Below are 21,476 nucleotides of genomic sequence, written 5' to 3'. Positions count from 1 at the left end.
TAGGTGAATTATGGTTGATGAAGCATGGACTTTAACTTACAACGGTTTAGCAAGCGGTAAAAGAGCTTATGGACAGGAGTCATTATTGACCTTGGGCAATGGCTACATTGGTTGGCGTGGTGCGACTGTCTTCACTAAATTTGATGAGGATCATTATCCAGGGCTGTACGTCGCCGGGGTATTCAATCAGACAAATACGGCTGTCGCAGGACGCGATGTTGTCAATGAAGATATGGTGAATATGCCTAATCCACAATTGTTTAACATCTATGTGGCAGATCAAGCCGTTATCTTTAATGCTGAAACGATTGTGGATCGTAAAGCTCAGCTTGATTTTAAAACAGGCGAATTAACGGAACATTTCTTAGTTAAGGTAGCTCAGGGTAAATTAACCATTGATAGTAAAAAAGTAGTTGATCCGCTTGAGTATCATCGTTTTGGGATTGCTTTGACGATAACAGCCGATTTTGACGGTGAAATGACTATTGAGAGTTTGATTGATGGCAGTTTGTTGAATCAGAATGTTGAACGCTATCGTGCCTTTGAGTCATCAGAGTTTGAAATCAAGAAAATTGAAAACGAATTGATGTTTGGACAAACTAGGACAACGGCAATTGATTTTGTAGTTGGGGCTAAAACATACGGGCCAACTGGGGCATTCGAATTAGTTAAGAGTGAGAATCCTGCGCTCCAAATGGCACGTGAAAATTTCAAATTGTCAGTTGGACGGCCAGTAAAGATAACCAAAGTCATCTCAATTGCGACTTCTTTGGAGATCAAGGTGCCGCGGGAACAAGTTACTAATGACTTGGCCACTAGTTCCTTTGATGATATCCAGAAAAATAATCTGGCTTATTGGGAGCAGGTTTGGCAAAAGGGAGATATTAGTTTAGATAGCGATAATCCTGATATGCAACGAATGATTCGGATGAATATTTTCCATATTCGACAAGCGGCACAGCATAATGCGAATAAGGATTTGGATGTCTCTGTTGGATCACGCGGATTAACTGGTGAAGGATATCGAGGGCATATTTTCTGGGATGAATTATTTGTAATTCCATACTATGCAGCAAATGATCCAGCAACAGCTCGTGATTTGTTGCAGTATCGAATCAATCGTCTAGCAGCAGCTAAAAAGAACGCACTCGTGGATGGTGAAAAGGGAGCGATGTTCCCTTGGCAGTCGGGCCAGCTGGGTGATGAGCAGGCGCAATATATTCACTTGAATACAGTGAATAATGAATGGGAGCCTGATAATTCACGACGGCAACGCCATATTTCTTTAGCAATTGTTTATAACATGTGGGTTTACACGCAATTAACTGGTGACGACGATTTCTTAAATCAAGGTGGACTAGAGATATTATTTGAGACAAGTAAGTTTTGGTTAAATAAAGCTGAATTAGGAGATGACGGTCGTTACCATATTGCTGGGGTGATGGGCCCGGATGAGTATCACGAAGGTTATCCAGAGGCTGATGAAGGTGGCATTACAGACAATGCCTACACTAACCTAATGGTTACTTGGTCACTGAATTGGTTATTAGAGCTACAACACCGGTCGACGGTTAACTTTGACACAATCGCTGAAAAAAGTGATTTTGATTCGGAGTTATTAAAATTGGCCGAGCAAGTTGCTGAAAAGTTGGCCCTAGTGATTAATGAGCAAGGCGTGATCGCCCAGTATGCAGGATATTTTGATTTGAAGGCCGTCGATTTTGCTGAGTACACAGAGAAATACGGCGATATCCATCGGATTGACCGTTTGCTAAAGGCCGAAGGATTGTCACCAGATGATTATCAAGTTGCAAAACAAGCTGATGTATTAATGACGATTTATAATCTGGGAGCAGATAAGATGGCTCAGTTGGTAAAGCAGCTTGGATATGAATTACCTAATGACTGGTTGTCAATTAACAAAACATATTATTTGGAACGAACAGTCCACGGTTCAACAACGTCACGTCCTGTTTTTGCTGGAATTGATGTGAGTTTAGATAATCAAACAGAGGCCTTGGAGTATCTGACAACTGCCATTGGTTCTGACTATTATGATATCCAAGGTGGTACTACTGCCGAAGGTGTGCATATCGGTGTGATGGGTGAGACCTTAGAGGTCGTGCAGAACGAATTTGGTGGCGTAAGTCTACGCGACGGGAAAGTTATGATTGCGCCTAGATTACCAGAATCTTGGCGGATGTTAAGTTTCCATCAGCAGTATCGAGGAATCTGGCTGGAGTTAGAATTGACGGCAGAAACGGTCACGATTACTGCTGATCATCCAATCACGGTTAATGTCTTTGGACATGATTATATGTTACTAGCTAATCAAACTGAATTAATCACAAAGGGGTAGCATTTTATGGTTGCGTTTGAAGATATAGAAGGTTTTGCTTTTGACATGGACGGTGTACTTGCGGACACTGCACGTTTTCATGCGATCGCATGGCATCAAATCGCTGATGAGGTCGGTACAGTTTGGGACGATGAATTGGCAGAAGCACTAAAAGGAATTGACCGGATGGGGTCATTAAAGCTGATTTTAGAGCACGGAAATGTTGCCGAAAAATATGATGCGGCTGCTCGAGATGCGTTGGCCACGAAGAAAAATGATAATTATCGCAATTTAATTGCAACTTTGACGCCAGCAGATGCATTACCCGGGATGCTTGATTTTTTGGAAAGCCTACAAACGGCCGGATATAAGATGAGTATTGCATCGGCTTCAAAGAATGCGCCTTTCATTGTGGAGCGCTTGGGTATGCAGAAGTATTTTGATGCAATTGTTGATCCAGCATCCTTGTCAGCGGGAAAGCCGGATCCGGCAATCTTTATCGCCGCCGCTGCAGCAATTGAATTGGCACCGGAAAAGGTGATCGGTTTAGAAGATTCAGCCGCAGGAATTAAGTCAATCAATGCCGCGGGTGAGCTTTCGATTGGAATTGGTGATTCAAAGGTACTCCACGAAGCAGATCTTAATTTTGCAACAACTGCTGATGTTACGTTAGCGCGAATTAAAGCAACATTGGATTAGTAAACAAAAATTTGAACAGTCTAAGATAATAAAATGTCGAGTCTGAGTAATTAATATTGACTACTCAGGAAATCACATTGGATTCTTCTTGGACTGTTTTTATGTTGAAATTAATTCCTTTGGTGAGCCGGACGTGTTATTGTACTGAAGATTTTTGTTATGATAGTAGATAATGAGTAAAAATGGGGGGGCGGCTATGTATAAGCACTTGATTTTTGATTTAGATGACACATTGCTTGATTTTAAGGCGGGTGAAAAGTTGGGACTTGATATGGTTTTGACGGGGCACGGAATTAGTGACTTGGCCTCAGCCTTGGAACGATACCATGTGATTAACCATGAACTATGGCGGCAAGTTGAGCAAGGTGCAGATCGAACGAAATTGCTGGATGGTCGCTTTGCAAAATTGTTTGCGGAGTTTGGTCAGGCAGTCGACGGCCATACACTAGAGATGGAATATCGACATTATCTAGATACCAATTATGCAAAGGTTCCGGAGGCCGATACCATTCTAAGGGCGCTTGTGGATCAGAACTATACGATTCTAGCTGGTACTAATGGAGTTAAGGCAACTCAAGAAGCACGCCTTAGTCATTCAGGGTTAGGAATTTATTTTGATGCGGTGTATACCTCAGAGGAGATTGGACACTCAAAACCAGCTGCCGAATTCTTCCAACATATCTTTGATCATGAGCGTGGCATGCAAAGTTCGAAAACGGTTATGATTGGGGATGGCTTAACGGCAGATATTCAAGGAGCCCAAAACTTTGGTTTGGATCGCATTTGGGTCAATTTGCGCAATGAGGCGAATCAAACTGAATTCATACCAACACATGAGGTGCATCAGCTAAGGGATTTGCAGGCGATTTTGGCCTAGGTGGATCAGCAGGGCTAGCGTGTGGCTTCGGGCAATTCATGGTAAGATGGAAGCTGACGAATAACGGAGAAAAATTATGACAATGAAAATTGGCGATATTATCGCAGCGAAGGTCACTGATGAAAATGACCACTATTACTTTGCCCAAGTTGATGGGTTGACATATCAAGTTGATAAGCAAGAACTAACAGATCCACTGACCATCGGTGGATTGGTTAGTGGTTTTGCCTATGAAAATAATCAACATCAACTTCAAATTACAAAAAATATTCCAGCGGTACGCTTGGGGCATTATGCCTGGGGGACTGTTACAGATATTCGACGGGATCTCGGTGTCTTTGTTGATATTGGGCTACCTAATAAAGATGTAGTCGTTTCAATTGACGAATTGCCTACAATCAAAGAACTTTGGCCGCAACGGGGTGATCAGCTAATGATTACTTTACGTGTCGACAATAAAGACCGTTTGTGGGGTGAACTAATTTCAATGGAGATGTTGCAGGCAGTTCGAATTCCAGCAAAAGGTGACTTGAAGAATAAAAATGTTCAGGCAACTGTATTCCGTTTGAAGATGGTGGGAAGTTATGTAATCACACCTGATTTTAATTTTGGATTTATTCATCCAGATGAACGAATTCGTGAACCACGCATGGGTGAAGTTGTTCAGGCACGCGTGATTGGAATGCGACCTGATGGCATTTTGAATCTGTCGTTGAAGCCACGTGCTTATGAAGCAATTGGTGAGGATGCTCAGATGATTTTGACGCTGCTTGAGCGATCAAGTGATCGTACATTGCCATTCACTGATAAAAGTGATCCGGTTGCGATCAAGCGTTATTTCAGTATGTCTAAGGGACAGTTTAAGCGCGCAGTTGGTAATTTGATGAAGGCTGGTAAAATTACTCAAGACTTGGAAGGTTTACATTTGAAGACCGAAGGGTAGGCTGCTAAATGACAGATTTTGAAACTTATCTACAAGATTACCTGCAGTATGTGACGGTAGAGCGCGGCTTGTCACAAAATACACGAAGTTCATATCAGCTTGATTTAACGGCCTTCTTCAAATATCTACGAGCTCAAGAAATCACGAGTTTGGATCAGGTGGACCGTTTTGTAATTTTGGCTTTTTTGGGTGATTTAGAAAAAGCGGGTAAGGCCCGAAATACGGTCATCCGAATGGTGACTTCGTTGCGAAAGTTTTTTCAATTTGCACATCGTAATCAGTTAGTGGCGGTTGATCCAATGTTACAAGTTGATCCGCCGAAAAAGGGGCAATATCTGCCGGCTGTACTATCAATTGAAGAAGTTGAAATGTTGCTAGAGGCACCTGATTTGACAACAAATCTTGGGGTTAGAACGCGGACGATGTTGGAAGTTATGTATGCGACCGGTATGCGGGTCTCTGAGCTGGTAAATCTAACGTTTGATAATTTACATCTGGATTTAGGGTTAATTCAAACCGTGGGTAAAGGCGATAAAGAACGGATTATTCCAATTGGTGATACCGCGGCAATGTGGTTGCAACGGTATTTGAACGATGTCCGTCCTTTACTTGGTCGAGAACAAGATCCAAAAGTTGTTTTTTTGAATGACCACGGTCATCAACTAACTCGACAAGGGGTCTGGAAGATTATTAAGCAATTGGTTGCGGCAGTTGGAATTACAAAAGATGTTTCACCACATACGTTACGCCATAGTTTTGCGACCCATATTTTAGAGAATGGTGCAGATTTGCGGATTGTACAAGAGTTATTGGGGCACGCTGATATCTCGACAACCCAGATTTATACGCATATTTCAAATAAGCGTTTGGCTGAGGTTTATGAACGTAGTCATCCGAGGGCACAAAAGAATTAGTGAGGGGGGAAGCTAATGTTTGTCGTGGCAAAAAAAGAGCAATCGAAAATATTGATGGGCATGTTATCGTACGCAAATGATCTGACTGATTTGACAGCTATTCAACAAGAAATCGAATGGTACGATCATGACGAACATCGTGAATTATTACTTTGGCGTGAGGTGGACAGTGATCGCTACCCTGTTTGTATTGGAATTGAGCCGTTATATGGAACGGTCTTGGTCCGACGGATTGTTTTTAGTCCTGGGCTAAGTGAGGCTGAGAAACAATATCTTGGTCAGACCATCCTACACGAACTAACATTACGATTTCCAGACGAGGGAATTACAGGCACGATCATTACTCAACCAATCCTCAACACTTGGCGGGATAAATAAGTATGGCAGAGACGATTACATATCATTTGGCGGATTTTGAAGGGCCACTTGATCTACTTTTACATCTGATTAAAATCAATGAGATGGATATTTTGGATATCCCAATTGTAAGTATTACAGAACAGTATTTGAATTTTCTGCACGCGGCCGAGCAAAATGATTTGGATATTGCGGGAGAATTTCTCGTAATGGCGGCCACTTTGATGAGTATCAAGGCGCGCTATCTCCTCCCTAAGCCGGAACTAGAATTTGATCCTGATGGCGAATTAGCAGAACTAACTTACGAAGAAGATCCTAGAGAAGCCTTGATGCAGCAATTGTTAGAATACCAGCGTTATCAAGTCGCGGCTGACGAATTACGGGAACGCGAGGATGCCCGTCAATTGCAATTTTCACGAAGCCCCTTGCCAATCCCAGATGATATTGATGGCTTGCCTTTGCCTGAGGGACTTGAAATTGCTGATTTACAAACCGCATTTTCAAAGATGGTTCAGAAAAGAGCACAAAAGCAGGTTCAACCACGAACAATGGCAAATGAGACTTGGTCAATTCGGAAACAGATGACGGCGGTAGTGCAAAAGCTTCAAGCTGCAGCTAAGTTAGAATTTACAGAGCTGTTTGATGATGATTTGACCAATGACTTACTTGTCACAACGTTTTTAGCGGTGTTGGACTTAGTACGTCACCAGCATGTAGTGATCGAGCAGACGGCCGCTTATGGCGCAATTACATTACGAATCGGCGACACACCTTTTATAGGTGAGAGTGAGGAAGAACAATTAGATGAATAGTATGCAACAAATTGAAGGGCTGCTGTTTGTGGCTGGTGAAGAAGGTATTTCAACTACAGAAATTGCAGCGGTGACGGGCTTTGAACGGCCAGCAATTTTATCTTTGTTAGGTGAGTTGGCTCAACGTTATCAGGATGATGACAGTTCAGCACTCGCCTTGATGCAGACTGAGGATAATTACCAACTGGTTACTAAAACAGAGTTGGCGGCTGTGATTCATGAATATTTCACAGCACCATTGACGACCGCCTTATCGCAAGCCTCGCTTGAGGTACTAGCAATTGTTGCGTATCGTCAACCAATTACGCGGGTCGAAGTTGATGAAATTCGTGGCGTTCAATCGCAAGGAACGTTGCAAAAATTGGTTCTACGTAATTTAATCGAAAGTAAACGTCGCTCAACGGAGCCAGGTCGGCCAAATTTGTATGAGACGACGGAATATTTTTTGAATTATTTTGGTTTGCCAAATTTGAAGGAATTACCACCACTGGTGGATGCTGAATTATTAGAAAGCCTAAAGTCGCAGAAAGATTTAGCAGTTCCGCTGATGGAAGATGCGGGGACATCTAGTTTTGATCTAGACACGTCAATTTAAATTTACCTTGGTGAATAATAAATTTATGGTATGCTGGTTCTTAGTAAATAAAAGTGGTTAATGAATTAAATAACCATCGTTGTTTGAAACGACGGGGTTGCATAAGGAGAATGCAAAATGGCTGAACGGTTACAAAAGGTAATGGCACAGGCGGGGGTTGCTTCACGACGGGCTTCTGAACAATTGATTTTGGACGGCAAGGTTACGGTGAATGGTGAGACAATCCGGACATTGGGAACCAAAGTCTCAGTGAATGATCATGTTGAGGTTAACGGTACACCAATTGATAGTAAAGAAAAAGCGGTTTACTTCTTGCTAAATAAGCCACGCGGAGTTGTCACAACAACCTCAGATGACAAGGGCCGCCAGACTGTTATGGATATTATGGATGAGCCTCAGCGACTTTACCCAGTTGGACGCCTTGATTATGATACAACTGGGGTTTTATTAATGACCAATGATGGTGAACTGGCTAATAAGCTGATGCACCCTTCATATAAGATTGATAAGGTCTATGTTGCAAAGGTTAAAGGAATTCCGACCAATGATGAATTGAAGGCCTTACGTTTGGGGGTTGAAGTTAAGACCAAGCAAGGAAATCGGTTCATGCGATTTAAGGCGGCTCCAGCAAAAGCTGAAATTATTGGTACTGATATGGCCAAGAAGACAGCCATGGTTCGATTAACGATTCATGAAGGACGTTATCATCAAGTCAAGGAGATGTTGCGGACTGTTGGTCATGATGTGATTAAATTGACCCGTGAGCGCTATGGAATGCTTGATTTGACAGGTCTGCAGGCAGGTGAATATCGGCCATTACGTTACGAAGAGGTTGAAATCTTAAAGGCTGGTCGACAATATCGTCGTTCAGCTGGTAGATTATAATTTAAAAAATAATTAGCTGAGTGTGTCTGAAGCAATATTTAGACATGGTCAGCTTTTTAATTGTAATTATTGGCGGAATTAGAACACAGCTACCCATTAGAAATGGTGGTGATTATGCTAGAATTTAGATAGGACTTTGCATGGTTATCGAATAATACAGGACATGGTCTGGTGGGTTAGGAAAATCTGACGATTAGTGGCACAATACATATAAAGAAACGATACTACAGGAGGACGGTACGATGAACTTACAACAATTACCAAGTGAGTTTACAGCAGCCTTGCCAATTTTGGAAAAGATTGAGCAAGCTGGTTATGAGGCATATTTTGTTGGTGGGTCTGTGCGCGATACGCTCCTAGGAAAGCCGATTCATGATGTTGATATTGCAACATCAGCCTTTCCAGAAGAAATCAAGGCAATCTTTGATCGAACAATTGACACCGGTATTCAACATGGAACGGTGATGATTTTGGATCACGGACAAGGTTATGAGACAACCACATTTAGAACTGAGTCAACTTACACGGATTTTCGGCGACCAGATGAGGTAACCTTTGTACGTTCGTTGGCCGAGGATTTACAACGTCGTGACTTTACGATAAATGCTTTTGCTCTTAAAGCGGACGGCGAGATCATTGATTTATTTGATGGATTAACCGACCTTAAAAATAAAACTTTACGGGCGGTTGGTTCACCTGAAGAACGTTTTCATGAGGATGCACTCCGCATGATGCGGGCACTGCGCTTTAGTAGTCAATTATCATTTGAGATTGAGCCAGCAACGCTGCAAGCAATTCAAGAAAATGTCGCTCTTCTGAAAAACATTGCAATCGAACGAATCAATGTTGAATTCACAAAAATGATGTTGGGGAGTGCGGTTTGGTATGCAGCACTAGAAATGATTCGAGTGGGAATGCATAATTATTTGCCTGGCCTGCAAGATACGGATATCGATATTGTTGGACTTGCTGACCTCTTAAAAGGTGAGCAAATCTCAAATGAGACGGTTGCTTGGATGTTTCTAGTCTTTGAGCTGGGGCTGACGGCGACGGATACGAATGGCTTTTTGCGTTTGTGGAAACACAGCAATGATTTGATCAAGCAAGTTCGCAAGGGGATTCATTTATTAAATGAATTACGCCTAGGGGAAGTTAGTGATTGGGATCTTTATGAGGTTGGGGATGCAATTGAGCCAACGTTAGAGACTTTGGCACTATCAGAATTAATGGTTGATGATACTGCATTAAGAACACGCTATGCAAACCTGACAATTAAGAATAAGCAAGAATTGGCAATCAACGGTGGCATCCTAGCAAGTGAGCTAGGACTAAAACCTGGACCAGTCTTTGGTAAGCTTTTGCAACAATTAGAGATGCAGGTTGTTGGTGGGCAATTAAAGAATGAGCGAGCTGTCTTGATTGAAGCAGCTCAGAAATTGATCGTGACAAAAAAATAGAGTTAATTAAAGATTGAGGCAGATAAAAGATTATGAAGCAATTACGGGCAACAGACCTAAAAAGTACTTACGGCGAAAAAGTGCTCCTTGATCAAGTGTCCTTCTTGATTGAAACTGGCGATCGAGTTGGAATTGTGGGCGTTAATGGTACGGGAAAGACAACGCTTTTAAATGCGATTGCTGGTAGCAATCCTGCTGAGGGCGGGCAAATTGAAACACCGAACGATTATACGATTGGATATTTACAACAAGAGCCAGCCTTGAATGGTGAAATGAAAGTTATGGAGGCCATCTTTGCTGGTGCGCAACCTGTTTTTCAATTAATTCGGGATTATGAGGATGCGTTGACTCGTTATGCGGCGGATCCGAATGATGAAAAAATTCTCAACCGTTATACAAAATTGGAACAACGAATGAATCAAGAAGAGGCTTGGACAGCCGAGTCAGAAGTGAAATCAATTTTGACGCAATTACATCTTCCTGATTTAGATTTACCAGTGGCGGCCCTATCAGGTGGTCAACGAAAGCGAGTTGGCTTGGCGCAAGTTTTGATTCAGGCGCCGGACTTGTTGCTATTGGATGAGCCAACCAACCATTTGGATTTTGATTCAATTGCTTGGTTAGAAAAGTATTTGGCTGATTACAAGGGTGCAGTAATGACGGTTACGCATGATCGGTACTTCTTGGATCGCGTTACGAATCGTATCTTTGAACTATCCTTTGGTAAATTATTTATCTATCAGGGAAATTATGAAGTCTATGTTTCGGCAAAAGCCGAGCGTGTAGCTGCTGAAAAAATTGCTGAACATAAATCAGCGCAGTTATATCAAAAAGAGTTAGCTTGGATGAAAACGGGCGCAAAGGCGCGTTCGACGAAGCAAAAGGCACGTGAAAATAATTTTTATGAATTGGCAGATCAACAGGGTACCCGTCAAGAAGATGGTGAAATTGCAGTTAATCTAGGCCAATCGCGCTTGGGTAAGAAGGTTATCAATATTCAGGATGCCAGTTTGGCATTTGATGGACGGGTGATTTTAAAAGACTTCAATCAATTAATTCAAGGGCATGAGCGGATTGGGATTACCGGAGCTAATGGAACGGGTAAATCAACACTATTAAATGCGATTGCGGGAATTCAGAAACTTGATCAGGGTGAAATCGAAATTGGTGAAACGGTAAAGTTGGCCTATTATGCGCAAGTGACTGAGCCAATTCCAGAAGATAAGCGCGTCATCGCATATCTAAGTGAAGTCGCTGAAGAAGTGATTGATCGGGATGGAAATAAGATTTCGGCAGCTGAACTGTTGGAGCAGTTCCTCTTTCCACCATTTATGCACGGAACTTTAATCCGTCAACTATCCGGTGGTGAGAAACGGCGCTTGTATTTGCTAAAATTATTGATTCAACAGCCGAACGTTCTCTTGCTCGATGAGCCGACAAATGACTTAGATATTGCAACTTTGACAATTCTTGAGGAATATTTGGCAAATTTCAACGGAACTGTAATTACGGTGTCGCATGATCGATACTTCCTGGATAAAGTGGCTGATCAACTAATTATTTTTGCTGGTCAAGGTAAAATTGAACGGGCGCAGGGACGTTTCACCGATTATTTGGCGCGTGAGATCGAACAACGGACTGAGGACAAGAGTGCGGCTGTTAAGACAAACAAACCTTCAGCGGATAATCAGACCGCTGATAAAAAGAAAAAATTGACTTGGGCTGAGCAAAAAGAATGGGCCACCATTGAAGATGATATTGCGACTCTTGAAGGGACAATCCCACCGATCGAAGCGGCGATGATTGAAAATGGTGCCGATTTTGGTAAGTTAAGTGATTTGCAAAAACAGCTTGATGAGGCTAATGCAGCCTTGGAAGCAAAGATGGAGCGCTGGGAATACCTGTCAGAGATTGTTGAGGGTTAGCGAATGACGCAAATTAAACTTATTTGGGCGCAGAGCAGAAACGGGACCATCGGTAGAGGTGGAATGATTCCTTGGCATCAAAGAGCTGATATGCAGCTTTTTAGAAGCGAAACTACCGGCAAAGTTGTTTTAATGGGGCGTAAAACGATGGAAAGTTTAAACGGGCGACCTTTGCCGAACCGTGTTAATCTAGTTTTGACGCATCGTGCACAAACGGATCTACCAGCAGGCTTCCAAAAGGTTGCCAGAATTGATGATGCGATTGATTTTGCCAAAAGAACAGCGAATGATCTAGTAATCATTGGTGGCAAGGCAATTTATGAGGCAAGTATCAAGCTGGCAGATGAACTTTTGATAACTTATTTGGAGGCGGAAATTGACGGTGATGTCAGTATGGCAACAATTAATGAAAGTGCTTGGAGTGCAGAGAGTGTTTTAGCGGGACCAGCTGATGAGCAAAATGATTACGCTTATCGGGTCGTGCGCTATCAGCGGAGATAGGAGCGATTATGCTATTAGCAACTGATTTAGATGGAACATTTTTAAGAGATGATAAGACTTTTGATAAAGCGCGCTTTGCTTCACTTTTAGCACAGTGGCAAGCGGCCGGACACCATTTTGTGGTTGCATCCGGGCGTGAACTAAATTGGATTGAAAATTGGTTTGGTGAATTGCTACCCAATATTTATGTGATCGCAAGCAATGGGGCTGTGTTGCAGATGCCCGGACAAGAGCTCCGGCGGACTTTGATTGATCCGGCTGTATATGCTGATTTACAAGGACTGATTGATCAGAATGATGCTAAACCACTTGAGTTGCATGGGTTTACAGCACAGAAAATGTACTTTCATCAAGATTATAAGCAGATGGACGCGACAAATTTTGCCTTTGCTAAAACGGTCTATGAAGTAGTCTATGTTGCAGACCTTGCGGATATTGATGAACCAATGACGACAATTACTGGTCGCTGGTCGACTGAAGGGGCCGAGGCAATTATTGCGGCGGTCAATCAATCCGATTTACCACTATTTGCGACAACGTCTGGCTATGGGGCGGTTGATATTCTACCTGCTGGTGTTAATAAGGCGGCCACCTTAAGTAAGTTACTTGCTGAGTTACCAGTGGCGGCTGGGGAGACGATGGCTGTTGGCGACGGGATGAACGACTTAGAAATGTTGAAATTCGTTGATCAAGGATTTATCATGCCCCGCTCAGACAAACGATTGTTAGCATATGGTTTTAACCAAGTTGAGACTGATAACAATCATGACGGAGTATTAGAGTTAATGGCCAGCTTACTAGCGAAATAATTATTCGACATTTGTTACTGATGAGCGTAGAATAAACTTAATAAAATTTTGCCAGATGGCTAAGAGGTAACTGATATGAAGTATGTAACCCTAATTTTTTGGGCATTTATTTTGGGTGAGGTTCTTGGCTACATCGGATCTTCATTAGAAATGGTTACATTTCAACCAGGTCCAGTAGCAATTTGGGCCACCATTGTAGGAACAATTGGTGCCGTAGTGGTTGCCAAAATTTCAGAATCTGCAAGTAACCCAAAGCAAGATTAGTCTTTGAGAGAAGAGCTGAGGAAACTTAGCTCTTTTTCTGTATAATAAAGTTATTAAGGCGAATGGAGGCGGCATGATGGTTCCTTTACATACAAAAACAGCATACTCTTTGTTACAAAGCCCCATGATGCCAACTGACCTGGTTCGCGGAGCAAAAGATAAAGGCTATAAAGCAGTGGCGTTGACTGATGAGAAAATTCTCTATGGAATGGATAGCTTTTATCGTGCGGCGCAGCAAAATGAAATTCAACCGCTTTTAGGTTTAACGCTTAATATCACAGGAATTCTACAGTCTGGTCAGAGTTTCCCTTTGCTAGTAATTGTTGAAAACCAGACGGGCTATAAAAACCTTTTGAAATTGTCATCGTATCTACAAACGCATACAGAAACACTCAACTTAACTGATCTAACACCATTTCTACCGGGGCTGTTCATCATTTTCCCGGCGATGAGTGAATTCCATTATTTGTTGAGTATCGAGCCAGAGCAGGCGCGAGCTCTGTTGGATGTTTTGCCACAGTATATGGATTTGGGACACGTGTTGTTGGGTGTGACACTGACAATGGCTGAGCAATATCTTAGGACAGTACAGAATCTGGCCAATCAGGCTGAAATCCGGTTAGTTGCAACAGATCCAGTTAGCTATCTTGAGCCAACAGATGCGTTCTCAACAACCGTTTTGCAATATCTGAAGCAAGGTCAAACGATTACAAATGTCGGTGAAACGCAACGTAGTAATGCTGATGAATTTTTACGTGAGGCTGGGCAAGTTGAAGCTGCCTATCGCGATCTAAATTTAAGTGAAGCGACTGAAAATGCAGATTGGCTAGCAAGCCAGAGTCATTTTGAAATCTCCAAAACAGCGGTAACGTTACCCGCCTTCGTAACGCCTCGTCAGCAGAGCAGTGTCGAATATTTGCATGAATTGGCTAAAAATGGACTGGCTGCTCGACTACAATTACTTGACGGAGTTGATTCAGAACAATATCAGCTTCGTTTGGAAGAGGAATTGACAGCAATTGCAGCTATGGGATTTGCAGATTATTTTCTAATTGTTTGGGATGCACTGAATTTTGCACATCGTGAAAACATTCGGACTGGTGCCGGACGTGGTTCGGCGGCCGGGTCGTTGGTAGCTTATGCTTTGTGGATTACGGATGTCGATCCACTAAAATATGATTTACTGTTTGAACGTTTTTTAAATCCTGATCGAGCGCAGATGCCAGATATTGATATTGATGTCCCCGATAATCGCAGAGAGGATATTCTAGATTATCTGCATGATAAGTATGGTCATGACCGATTTGCACAGATTATTACGTTTTCAACGCTCGGAACAAAGGCGGTAGTGCGTGATGTCGCACGAGTATTTGGGCTTACACCTAGTCAAATTGACGGTCTTGCCCGTGCGGTTCCAAATGATTTGAGTTTGGAAGAGGCGTTTGCGCAGAATCAAAAACTACAAAACACCCTGTTAGACTTGCCGATTGATGCTGATTTATTTGTACAGACGGCTAAGAAACTGACTGGCCTACCACGAAATAAATCATTGCACGCGGCGGGGGTTGTATTATCAGCGCATCCGCTGGAAGAAACTGTACCAGTTGAGTTGAGTGAAGAAAAGCGCTTGGTAACGCAATTAACCAAAGAGCCGGTGGAAGCATTAGGACTTTTGAAAATTGACTTTTTGGGGCTATCAAATCTAACGGTATTAGAAATCGCCCTAGATGAAGTTAATCGTGATCGAGCGGAGAATTTCGATATTAATCGAATTGATTTGGATGATCCGGCCACAATGGCAGTTTTTCAAAAGGCGGAGACGGATGGAATCTTTCAGTTTGAGTCGGCTGGGATGAAACAAATGCTGAAACAATTGCAACCAGATCGATTTGAGGATATTGTGGCGGCCAATGCGTTGTTCAGACCGGGACCTAGTCAGAATATTGGACATTTTATTGCCAGAAAGCATGGACAGGAGCCCCAAACGGTCCCTGATGAAAATTTGCGTGATATTCTAAATGCAACGTACGGAATCATTGTTTACCAAGAACAAGTAATGCGAGTGGCTGAACGGTTTGCTGATTTTAGTTTGGCAGATGCAGATCTATTACGGCGTGCAATGTCGAAGAAAGATGGTACTAAGCTTGCTAAGCTTAAAACACAATTCTTGGCGGGAGCAGAAGCCCTAGGACATTCAGCGACGGTTGCGACAGAAGTGTATGGCTACATTGAAACTTTCGCGCAGTACGGCTTTAATCGATCGCATGCAGTTGCTTATGCCAAATTGGCGGTTCAGCTAGCGTATTTAAAGGCGCACTATCCCAGTGCCTTTTATAAGGCTGTTTTGAATAAAAGCTGGTCTGACAAGCATAAGGCTCAAATCTATTTGGCCGAAGCACGAGCGGCAGGTGTTGATGTCCTTGCCCCCGATATTAATCGATCATGGCAAGGCTTCAGTGTGACGCAAGGCAGTTTGCAAGTTGGTTTGGGATCAATTGCGGGGCTACGTTCAGATTTGAGGACGAATATTCTTGAAGAACGTCGCCTGAATGGACCTTTTAAGGATATGACTAATTTCATTGGTCGGATTGATAACAAGTTCCGAAAATTTGAATTATTAGAGCCACTTGTTTTTGCAGGGGCTCTAGATCGATTTGGACCTAACCGTCGTTCTGTTTATGCTTCATTGAATGGTTTCATTGAGGCAGTCGGACTAGCCGGTGAATCAATGAATCTATTCGAGCAGTTGGCACCGATGATGCGAACAATCGAGGAATATCCGTTAGCTGAGAAATTGGCGGATGAATATAATGTTTTAGGAATGTATGTGAGTGGACACCCGCTAGAAAGTACCTACCAACAATTACCAGACAATTTTGTTCGGACTGATATTAATAATCTGGTAGTCGGGATGAACCAAGTAAATTTGGTGATTTACATTCAAGGTGTCAAGGAAATTCGGACCAAAAAAGCAGAACAAATGGCTTTCGTAGACGGTATGGATTTAAGTGGCAAGATATCGGTGACGGTCTTTCCAAATTTGTATAAGCAAGTTGGATGGTTGTTGAAAAACGATCACATAATCGTTGTGCAAGGAAAGGTTGAGCCTCAGTTGGGCCGTGATGGCATTCAGATTGTTGCAAATCGAATTGTGAAAGTGAGCGATCTAATTCAATCAAAACCTGAAACGGGGCGTTGGTTCTTGAAATTAACAGATCTTGCACAGGAGCAACGGTTGATGGAGATTGTCAAAGAACATACCGGTAATAATTCAGTGCTAGTGGTTGATGAATTGGCTGGTAAAAAGTTTCTGTTAGAGGATCAATATCGGCTAAACGATGATCAAGAGACAAAACGAGCCTTGGAAGCAGTGTTTGGTGAGCATAACGTTGCCTATCAGGCGCGGAAGGTATAAAGCTTTCAATCGTTGAGCTGTTAGGGAACGCTGGCACGTCTAAATACGTTATACTAGGTAAATAGCTACGTTGTATATGAAGAATAAATGGAAACTGCGGGTTTGAATCCCAATCGGTTTTGATTTAAGAAGAGGAAAACGATGGCAGAAGTTAAAATTTTGACTGCAACCGATGTACATGACTTGGTTGCTGATTATATGAATGAAGAACACGTTGCGATAGTTGATCAGGCTTTTGAATTTGCGTCACTCTTACATCAAGGGCAACAGCGTAAATCAGGAGAACCATATATAATTCACCCGATTCAAGTTGCCGGGATCTTGGCTGAGCTACACATGGACCCTGACACGGTTATTTCAGGATATTTGCATGATGTTGTCGAGGATACTAAGGCAACTTTAGGTGATATAGAGACTTTATTTGGTAAGGATGTCGCCGCGATTGTTGATGGTGTTTCAAAGCTTTCAAAGATAAAGTACAAGTCATCTAAGGAACAGCTAGCAGAGAATCACCGAAAACTATTACTAGCAATGTCACATGATATTCGAGTGATTATTGTTAAATTGGCGGATCGGCTGCATAATATGCGGACTTTGGGGGCTTTGCCACCTGAGAAGCAAAAGCGAATTGCATCAGAGACTTTGGAAATCTACGCGCCACTAGCAGATCGCCTTGGAATTATGACGATTAAATGGGAACTTGAGGACACGGCTTTACGCTACTTAAATCCTGAAGCTTATCATGAAATTGCTAAGTCCATGCAAATGCGTCGGCAGGAACGGCTTGATGTTGTTGAACAAGCGGTTGAAGAGATTCAAAAGGCGATTACGGAATTGCATATCGAGCACGCCGAAGTCTATGGTCGACCTAAGCATATTTATTCGATTTATCGGAAAATGGTTGATAAGAAGAAAGCCTTTGACGAGATCTATGATCTATTGGCCATTCGAGTAATGGTTAATTCAATTCCTGAAACTTATGCCGTGTTAGGGGCGATCCATGCGCATTGGACACCAATGCCCGGTCGTTTTAAGGACTATATTGCGTTACCAAAAGCTAATGGCTATCAAAGTCTTCATACCTCGGTAATTGGCCCAGGTGGACGGCCCTTGGAGGTACAAATCAGAACTTATGCAATGCATGAGGTGGCTGAATTTGGTGTGGCCGCGCATTGGGCATATAAAGAGGGTAATTTTGTTGGTGCTGATGTGCAAAACGCAGACCAACAAAAATTAAACGTGATTCAAGGGATTCTTGATTTGCAAAATGATGCTCGGGATGCTGATGATTTTATGGAGTCGGTGAAAGGTGATCTATTTACCGACCGAGTGTACGCCTTTACGCCAATGGGCGACGTGATCGAACTTGCTAAGGGTGCGGGCCCACTGGACATGGCTTACAGTATCCATACGAACGTTGGGAGCCATACAACTGGGGCGAAAGCCAATGGTCGGATTGTTTCTTTGGATTATCAAATTCGTACGGGTGATATTATTGAGATTATTACTTCTCAATCGGCCAAGCCCAATCGAGATTGGTTGAATATTGTTTCTACTCGACGTGCGCGAAATAAGATTCGACAATATTTCCGTAAACTTGATAAAGAAGAAAATATTGAAGCGGGTAAGAAATTACTTAACGAATATTTGTCAGCCGCAGGCTACGATCCAGAGGAAATATTCGCCGAAGAACACGAGGCTCGAATTCTTGAGAAAACACATTTTATTGCCTTAGATGACTTATATGCATCGGTTGGTTTTGGTGATTTTTCGGTTCAAATGATTGGAAACAAAGTTTCTGAGGATCAGCGGCAAGCACTTGAAGAGCAGCGTGCTGAAGAAGAGCAGCGTGCGGTTCTAGAAGAACATCAAACGCTCGACATTGAAACAAAGAAGAAGAAAAGTTCCGGCTCAGATAAAATTGTTATTCAAGGTGTGGATAATGTATTGGTGCGTTTAGGACGGTGTTGTACTCCTGTACCTGGTGATGATGTTGTGGGTTACGTTACGAAGGGGCGTGGTGTTTCGGTTCATCGTCGGGGCTGCCCAAATCTGCTTGCTGCGGAAAATCAAGGACAACGGATCGTTGAAGTTGGTTGGGAGAGTCCAGCGGGCGACAATAAGACCGAATATGACGCTGACTTCGCTGTTAATGCCACAAATCGTAATAAAATTCTGAATGAGATTATTAGAACAGTCAATAATTCGACTCGTGCACTGAATTTGGTAAATGGTCGAACTGATCATAATGGCAATGTACACATCTCGATGACGGTTGGCGTAAAAAATCTTGAACAATTAGAACATATTATTGATAGTATTAAAAATGTTAAAGATGTGTATGAAGTAGTGCGAACATACAAATAAATACTATTTTAAGAAAATAATACAAATAACTGCTTGCTGCAGGGCTTTGCAAATGCTTTTTAGCTATAAATTAATAGATTTAACTTGGCAAATTCTGTTTTTTTTGAGATAATTTCAATGACCAGATAAATTAGAATACAAGAGGGGTCTAATATGGCAGAGAAACTAATTCAACTTCGAGTTGAAGATGCAGTAAAGAATCAAGCAGATGAAATTTTCAAGAGTCAAGGTTTGACTACGCAAACAGCAATCAAGATTTTCTTGACACAAGTTGCAAACACAGGTCAATCACCATTTGATAACTTGTTTGTTAGTCATCAAAACAGTAAGTAAATTTTAATATTTTATTCGGTTGGGCATATGCTTCAAGACAGTTTGGTTGGGGAACCAAGTCCTTGGGGGTATGCCCATTTTTTGTAGTTTTATTTTGGAGGCCAGATGACGATTATAATTTTAATTATTGGCAGCTTATTATTTGGAGCGCTTGGGAAAAAACTCGGATTGGCTGCGGTTGTTGGGCAATTATTAGCAGGCGTTATCCTAGGACCAGCCGGTCTAGGTTGGTTAACATATACCCATTTAATTGAATATTGGGCAGAAATTGGGGTGCTCTTACTAATGTTTAATGCAGGGTTAGAGACTGAACTAAAGACCCTGATGAAAAATTGGCGGATGGCAAGTGCCGTTGCAATTGCTGGTGTGGTTGTCCCGTTGATGGCTTTTTATGGGGCGGCGTTGGCTTTGGGGTACGATAACAACGAAGCAGTGCTATGGGGAATTGTTTTCTCAGCAACCTCAATTTCAATTACCATTGCGGTTCTAGCGGAACAAAAATTATTGGCTGGAAAGCTGGGCGCGGTAATTTTGGGTGCGGCAATTTTAGATGACGTAATTGCTTTGGTCATGGTTAGTGGCTATACATTGGCTGTTGGATCTAACGGGCTAGGAATCACATCTATTTTGCCAATGCTGGTTTTCTTTATTGGTGTAGCGATCCAACGTTTCTTTCCAGGAAACAAAATTCTCCAAGCGACCGATTTCATTGGTAAATTTGGACTGTACCCGCTCTTTTTCGGATCGATTGGTTTGCGGATTGTAATGGATCAATTAAATCAGTCGTGGTCGGTGATCATTGCCTTGATTATTTTGGCAGTAATTACTAAGATGGTCGGTTCTGGGATTGGTGCTAAGCTGACTGGAGGGTCATGGGATTTCTCCTTGGCTGTGGGAGCAGGGATGATTTCACGTGGTGAGATGGCGTTAATTATCGCTTCGCTAGGATTGGCCGCTGGTGTAATTGATCAGGTGGTCTTTAGTGAATTAGTGATTGTAATTATTGCTGCAACGATTTTGGCACCGCTAATTATGCGACCATTATTTAAGAGACAAGGCAGCTAAAACATATTTGCGATTAAATAGTGGATAATGCTATTATTAAAAAAAATCAGTGTAAAAGGGATGCAGCATGAAGACAATCACAGTTGACCCACAGTATCTTGTAGATATCATGATTGGGCAAAAGACTACAGACATTAAAACAGAAGCCACAGACTTTCGGGGTGATATCTTAGTTGCTTCGAATGGTATTAGACAGAGCGGTTTGCCAACTCGTATGGCCGGTGCAGTAGTTGCGCTTACAGACGTTGTTGAGTTGGCAGATGGCCGCTTTGAATGGCAATTTACCTTGCGCAATTTGGTGCGTCCCTTTCGAGTGGTCGGTCAGGCTGGTTTGTTCGATGTTGATGAGAATGTGATCGTAGAGCCGATCAATTGGTATGATACTAAGGCAGAAGATGCGGCGCACGCTAAAATCGGTGCGTGGATTGATGCTTATGTGGCACAGCATCCAGATATTGAGCGAATTCCGCGAACGGACATTCCAGATGAAATTGCCGCAATGGCAAGTTCTTTTGATCAATGGCGATTGGCCTATTACCCGTTTATTGAAAAGCCTAGTAAGCAACAGAAGTTGGCTTTCCGCAAGACGCGTTATGATGTTGATCACGAATAAATTTGAATTGAACTGCATATCTTCGGATATGCAGTTTTTGTTTTGAATGATTAATCTCTGTTTTGCAAGATATCCTATTGACAACATAGTAAACTTCCTGTAACTTAGATTAAGTTGTTTCAGCGATGAAAAAATACTTGAATATTTGAAATATTCCGTTAACTTAAGTTGTTGACAGTATGAATTAATTCATGTAGTATATATCAAGTCGTCAAACGACGTAGATCATTGAAAACTGAATAACGTTTCGATGTAACAAATGTGTAGGGTCATCAAGTTTACTTGGTGCAAAAACATTTGCGAAGTC

At 42.3% G+C, this 21,476-nt stretch carries 19 protein-coding genes; all 19 read left to right on the top strand.

The window, feature by feature from the left end; all coding sequences use genetic code 11:
* The first annotated feature begins 10 nt into the window (after positions 1-10).
* Entirely contained in the window at positions 11-2,359 is a 2,349-nt protein-coding gene (locus tag ESZ50_RS09740) for a glycoside hydrolase family 65 protein (protein WP_148623464.1), read from the top strand.
* A 6-nt stretch (positions 2,360-2,365) separates the two neighbouring features.
* Positions 2,366-3,037 (top strand): beta-phosphoglucomutase, encoded by a 672-nt coding sequence (pgmB, locus tag ESZ50_RS09735; protein ID WP_148623462.1) that lies wholly within the window; start codon positions 2,366-2,368, stop codon positions 3,035-3,037.
* Positions 3,038-3,233: 196 nt separating this feature from the next.
* Complete coding sequence (locus ESZ50_RS09730) at positions 3,234-3,914, top strand: YjjG family noncanonical pyrimidine nucleotidase (RefSeq protein WP_148623622.1); 681 nt, start codon at positions 3,234-3,236, stop codon at positions 3,912-3,914.
* Positions 3,915-3,990: 76 nt separating this feature from the next.
* Entirely contained in the window at positions 3,991-4,857 is an 867-nt protein-coding gene (locus ESZ50_RS09725) for a CvfB family protein (RefSeq protein ID WP_148623460.1), read from the top strand.
* 8 nt (positions 4,858-4,865) lie between these two features.
* Positions 4,866-5,771 carry a site-specific tyrosine recombinase XerD gene (xerD, locus tag ESZ50_RS09720; RefSeq protein ID WP_148623458.1) on the top strand — a complete coding sequence of 302 codons (906 nt, stop codon included), beginning with the start codon at positions 4,866-4,868 and terminating at the stop codon, positions 5,769-5,771.
* Positions 5,772-5,786: 15 nt separating this feature from the next.
* A complete protein-coding gene (locus ESZ50_RS09715; RefSeq protein WP_148623456.1) occupies positions 5,787-6,149 on the top strand; it encodes a reductase in 363 nt (120 codons plus the stop codon).
* A 2-nt stretch (positions 6,150-6,151) separates the two neighbouring features.
* Positions 6,152-6,940: a segregation and condensation protein A gene (locus ESZ50_RS09710; RefSeq protein ID WP_148623454.1), complete on the top strand. Its 789-nt coding sequence runs from the start codon at positions 6,152-6,154 to the stop codon at positions 6,938-6,940.
* A complete protein-coding gene (scpB, locus tag ESZ50_RS09705; protein WP_148623452.1) occupies positions 6,933-7,535 on the top strand; it encodes an SMC-Scp complex subunit ScpB in 603 nt (200 codons plus the stop codon). Before ESZ50_RS09710 ends, scpB begins: the two co-directional genes overlap by 8 nt.
* 117 nt (positions 7,536-7,652) lie before the next feature.
* Entirely contained in the window at positions 7,653-8,420 is a 768-nt protein-coding gene (locus ESZ50_RS09700) for a pseudouridine synthase (RefSeq protein ID WP_148623450.1), read from the top strand.
* A 242-nt stretch (positions 8,421-8,662) separates the two neighbouring features.
* The gene (locus tag ESZ50_RS09695) at positions 8,663-9,877 is read left to right on the top strand and encodes a CCA tRNA nucleotidyltransferase (protein WP_148623448.1); all 1,215 of its coding nucleotides are present in this window, start codon (positions 8,663-8,665) and stop codon (positions 9,875-9,877) included.
* Positions 9,878-9,909: 32 nt separating this feature from the next.
* On the top strand, positions 9,910-11,802 hold the full coding sequence (locus tag ESZ50_RS09690; RefSeq protein WP_148623446.1) for an ABC-F family ATP-binding cassette domain-containing protein: 1,893 nt from the start codon (positions 9,910-9,912) through the stop codon (positions 11,800-11,802).
* Positions 11,803-11,805: 3 nt separating this feature from the next.
* Complete coding sequence (locus ESZ50_RS09685; protein ID WP_148623444.1) at positions 11,806-12,303, top strand: dihydrofolate reductase; 498 nt, start codon at positions 11,806-11,808, stop codon at positions 12,301-12,303.
* 8 nt (positions 12,304-12,311) lie between these two features.
* Positions 12,312-13,112 carry an HAD-IIB family hydrolase gene (locus ESZ50_RS09680; protein WP_148623442.1) on the top strand — a complete coding sequence of 267 codons (801 nt, stop codon included), beginning with the start codon at positions 12,312-12,314 and terminating at the stop codon, positions 13,110-13,112.
* Between the two features lie 75 nt (positions 13,113-13,187).
* Complete coding sequence (locus tag ESZ50_RS09675; RefSeq protein ID WP_148623440.1) at positions 13,188-13,376, top strand: YjzD family protein; 189 nt, start codon at positions 13,188-13,190, stop codon at positions 13,374-13,376.
* Between the two features lie 73 nt (positions 13,377-13,449).
* Positions 13,450-16,791, top strand: a complete 3,342-nt coding sequence (locus tag ESZ50_RS09670) for a DNA polymerase III subunit alpha (protein WP_246111542.1) — start codon at positions 13,450-13,452, stop codon at positions 16,789-16,791.
* 141 nt (positions 16,792-16,932) lie between these two features.
* On the top strand, positions 16,933-19,158 hold the full coding sequence (locus ESZ50_RS09665) for a RelA/SpoT family protein (protein ID WP_148623438.1): 2,226 nt from the start codon (positions 16,933-16,935) through the stop codon (positions 19,156-19,158).
* Between the two features lie 153 nt (positions 19,159-19,311).
* Positions 19,312-19,491, top strand: a complete 180-nt coding sequence (locus ESZ50_RS09660; protein WP_148623436.1) for a type II toxin-antitoxin system RelB/DinJ family antitoxin — start codon at positions 19,312-19,314, stop codon at positions 19,489-19,491.
* 105 nt (positions 19,492-19,596) lie between these two features.
* On the top strand, positions 19,597-20,556 hold the full coding sequence (locus ESZ50_RS09655) for a cation:proton antiporter (RefSeq protein WP_148623434.1): 960 nt from the start codon (positions 19,597-19,599) through the stop codon (positions 20,554-20,556).
* Between the two features lie 67 nt (positions 20,557-20,623).
* Positions 20,624-21,169: a hypothetical protein gene (locus ESZ50_RS09650; protein WP_148623432.1), complete on the top strand. Its 546-nt coding sequence runs from the start codon at positions 20,624-20,626 to the stop codon at positions 21,167-21,169.
* Positions 21,170-21,476: the final 307 nt, after the last annotated feature.

It is taken from the genome of Weissella muntiaci (assembly GCF_008107635.1).
Classification (GTDB): Bacteria; Bacillota; Bacilli; order Lactobacillales; family Lactobacillaceae; genus Weissella; species Weissella muntiaci.
Note: the sequence above shows the minus strand (reverse complement) of the source record. Positions and strands in the feature narration are given on the sequence as shown.

Coding starts and splice junctions, on each gene's coding strand:
- ESZ50_RS09675 (WP_148623440.1), top strand. CDS start 13,188: ATGAAGTATGTAACCCTAATTTTTTGGGCATTTATTTTGGGTGAGGTT.
- ESZ50_RS09695 (WP_148623448.1), top strand. CDS start 8,663: ATGAACTTACAACAATTACCAAGTGAGTTTACAGCAGCCTTGCCAATT.
- ESZ50_RS09685 (WP_148623444.1), top strand. CDS start 11,806: ATGACGCAAATTAAACTTATTTGGGCGCAGAGCAGAAACGGGACCATC.
- ESZ50_RS09730 (WP_148623622.1), top strand. CDS start 3,234: ATGTATAAGCACTTGATTTTTGATTTAGATGACACATTGCTTGATTTT.
- ESZ50_RS09650 (WP_148623432.1), top strand. CDS start 20,624: ATGAAGACAATCACAGTTGACCCACAGTATCTTGTAGATATCATGATT.
- scpB (WP_148623452.1), top strand. CDS start 6,933: ATGAATAGTATGCAACAAATTGAAGGGCTGCTGTTTGTGGCTGGTGAA.
- ESZ50_RS09710 (WP_148623454.1), top strand. CDS start 6,152: ATGGCAGAGACGATTACATATCATTTGGCGGATTTTGAAGGGCCACTT.
- pgmB (WP_148623462.1), top strand. CDS start 2,366: ATGGTTGCGTTTGAAGATATAGAAGGTTTTGCTTTTGACATGGACGGT.
- ESZ50_RS09700 (WP_148623450.1), top strand. CDS start 7,653: ATGGCTGAACGGTTACAAAAGGTAATGGCACAGGCGGGGGTTGCTTCA.
- ESZ50_RS09660 (WP_148623436.1), top strand. CDS start 19,312: ATGGCAGAGAAACTAATTCAACTTCGAGTTGAAGATGCAGTAAAGAAT.
- ESZ50_RS09655 (WP_148623434.1), top strand. CDS start 19,597: ATGACGATTATAATTTTAATTATTGGCAGCTTATTATTTGGAGCGCTT.
- ESZ50_RS09715 (WP_148623456.1), top strand. CDS start 5,787: ATGTTTGTCGTGGCAAAAAAAGAGCAATCGAAAATATTGATGGGCATG.
- ESZ50_RS09680 (WP_148623442.1), top strand. CDS start 12,312: ATGCTATTAGCAACTGATTTAGATGGAACATTTTTAAGAGATGATAAG.
- ESZ50_RS09665 (WP_148623438.1), top strand. CDS start 16,933: ATGGCAGAAGTTAAAATTTTGACTGCAACCGATGTACATGACTTGGTT.
- ESZ50_RS09725 (WP_148623460.1), top strand. CDS start 3,991: ATGACAATGAAAATTGGCGATATTATCGCAGCGAAGGTCACTGATGAA.
- ESZ50_RS09670 (WP_246111542.1), top strand. CDS start 13,450: ATGATGGTTCCTTTACATACAAAAACAGCATACTCTTTGTTACAAAGC.
- ESZ50_RS09690 (WP_148623446.1), top strand. CDS start 9,910: ATGAAGCAATTACGGGCAACAGACCTAAAAAGTACTTACGGCGAAAAA.
- ESZ50_RS09740 (WP_148623464.1), top strand. CDS start 11: ATGGTTGATGAAGCATGGACTTTAACTTACAACGGTTTAGCAAGCGGT.
- xerD (WP_148623458.1), top strand. CDS start 4,866: ATGACAGATTTTGAAACTTATCTACAAGATTACCTGCAGTATGTGACG.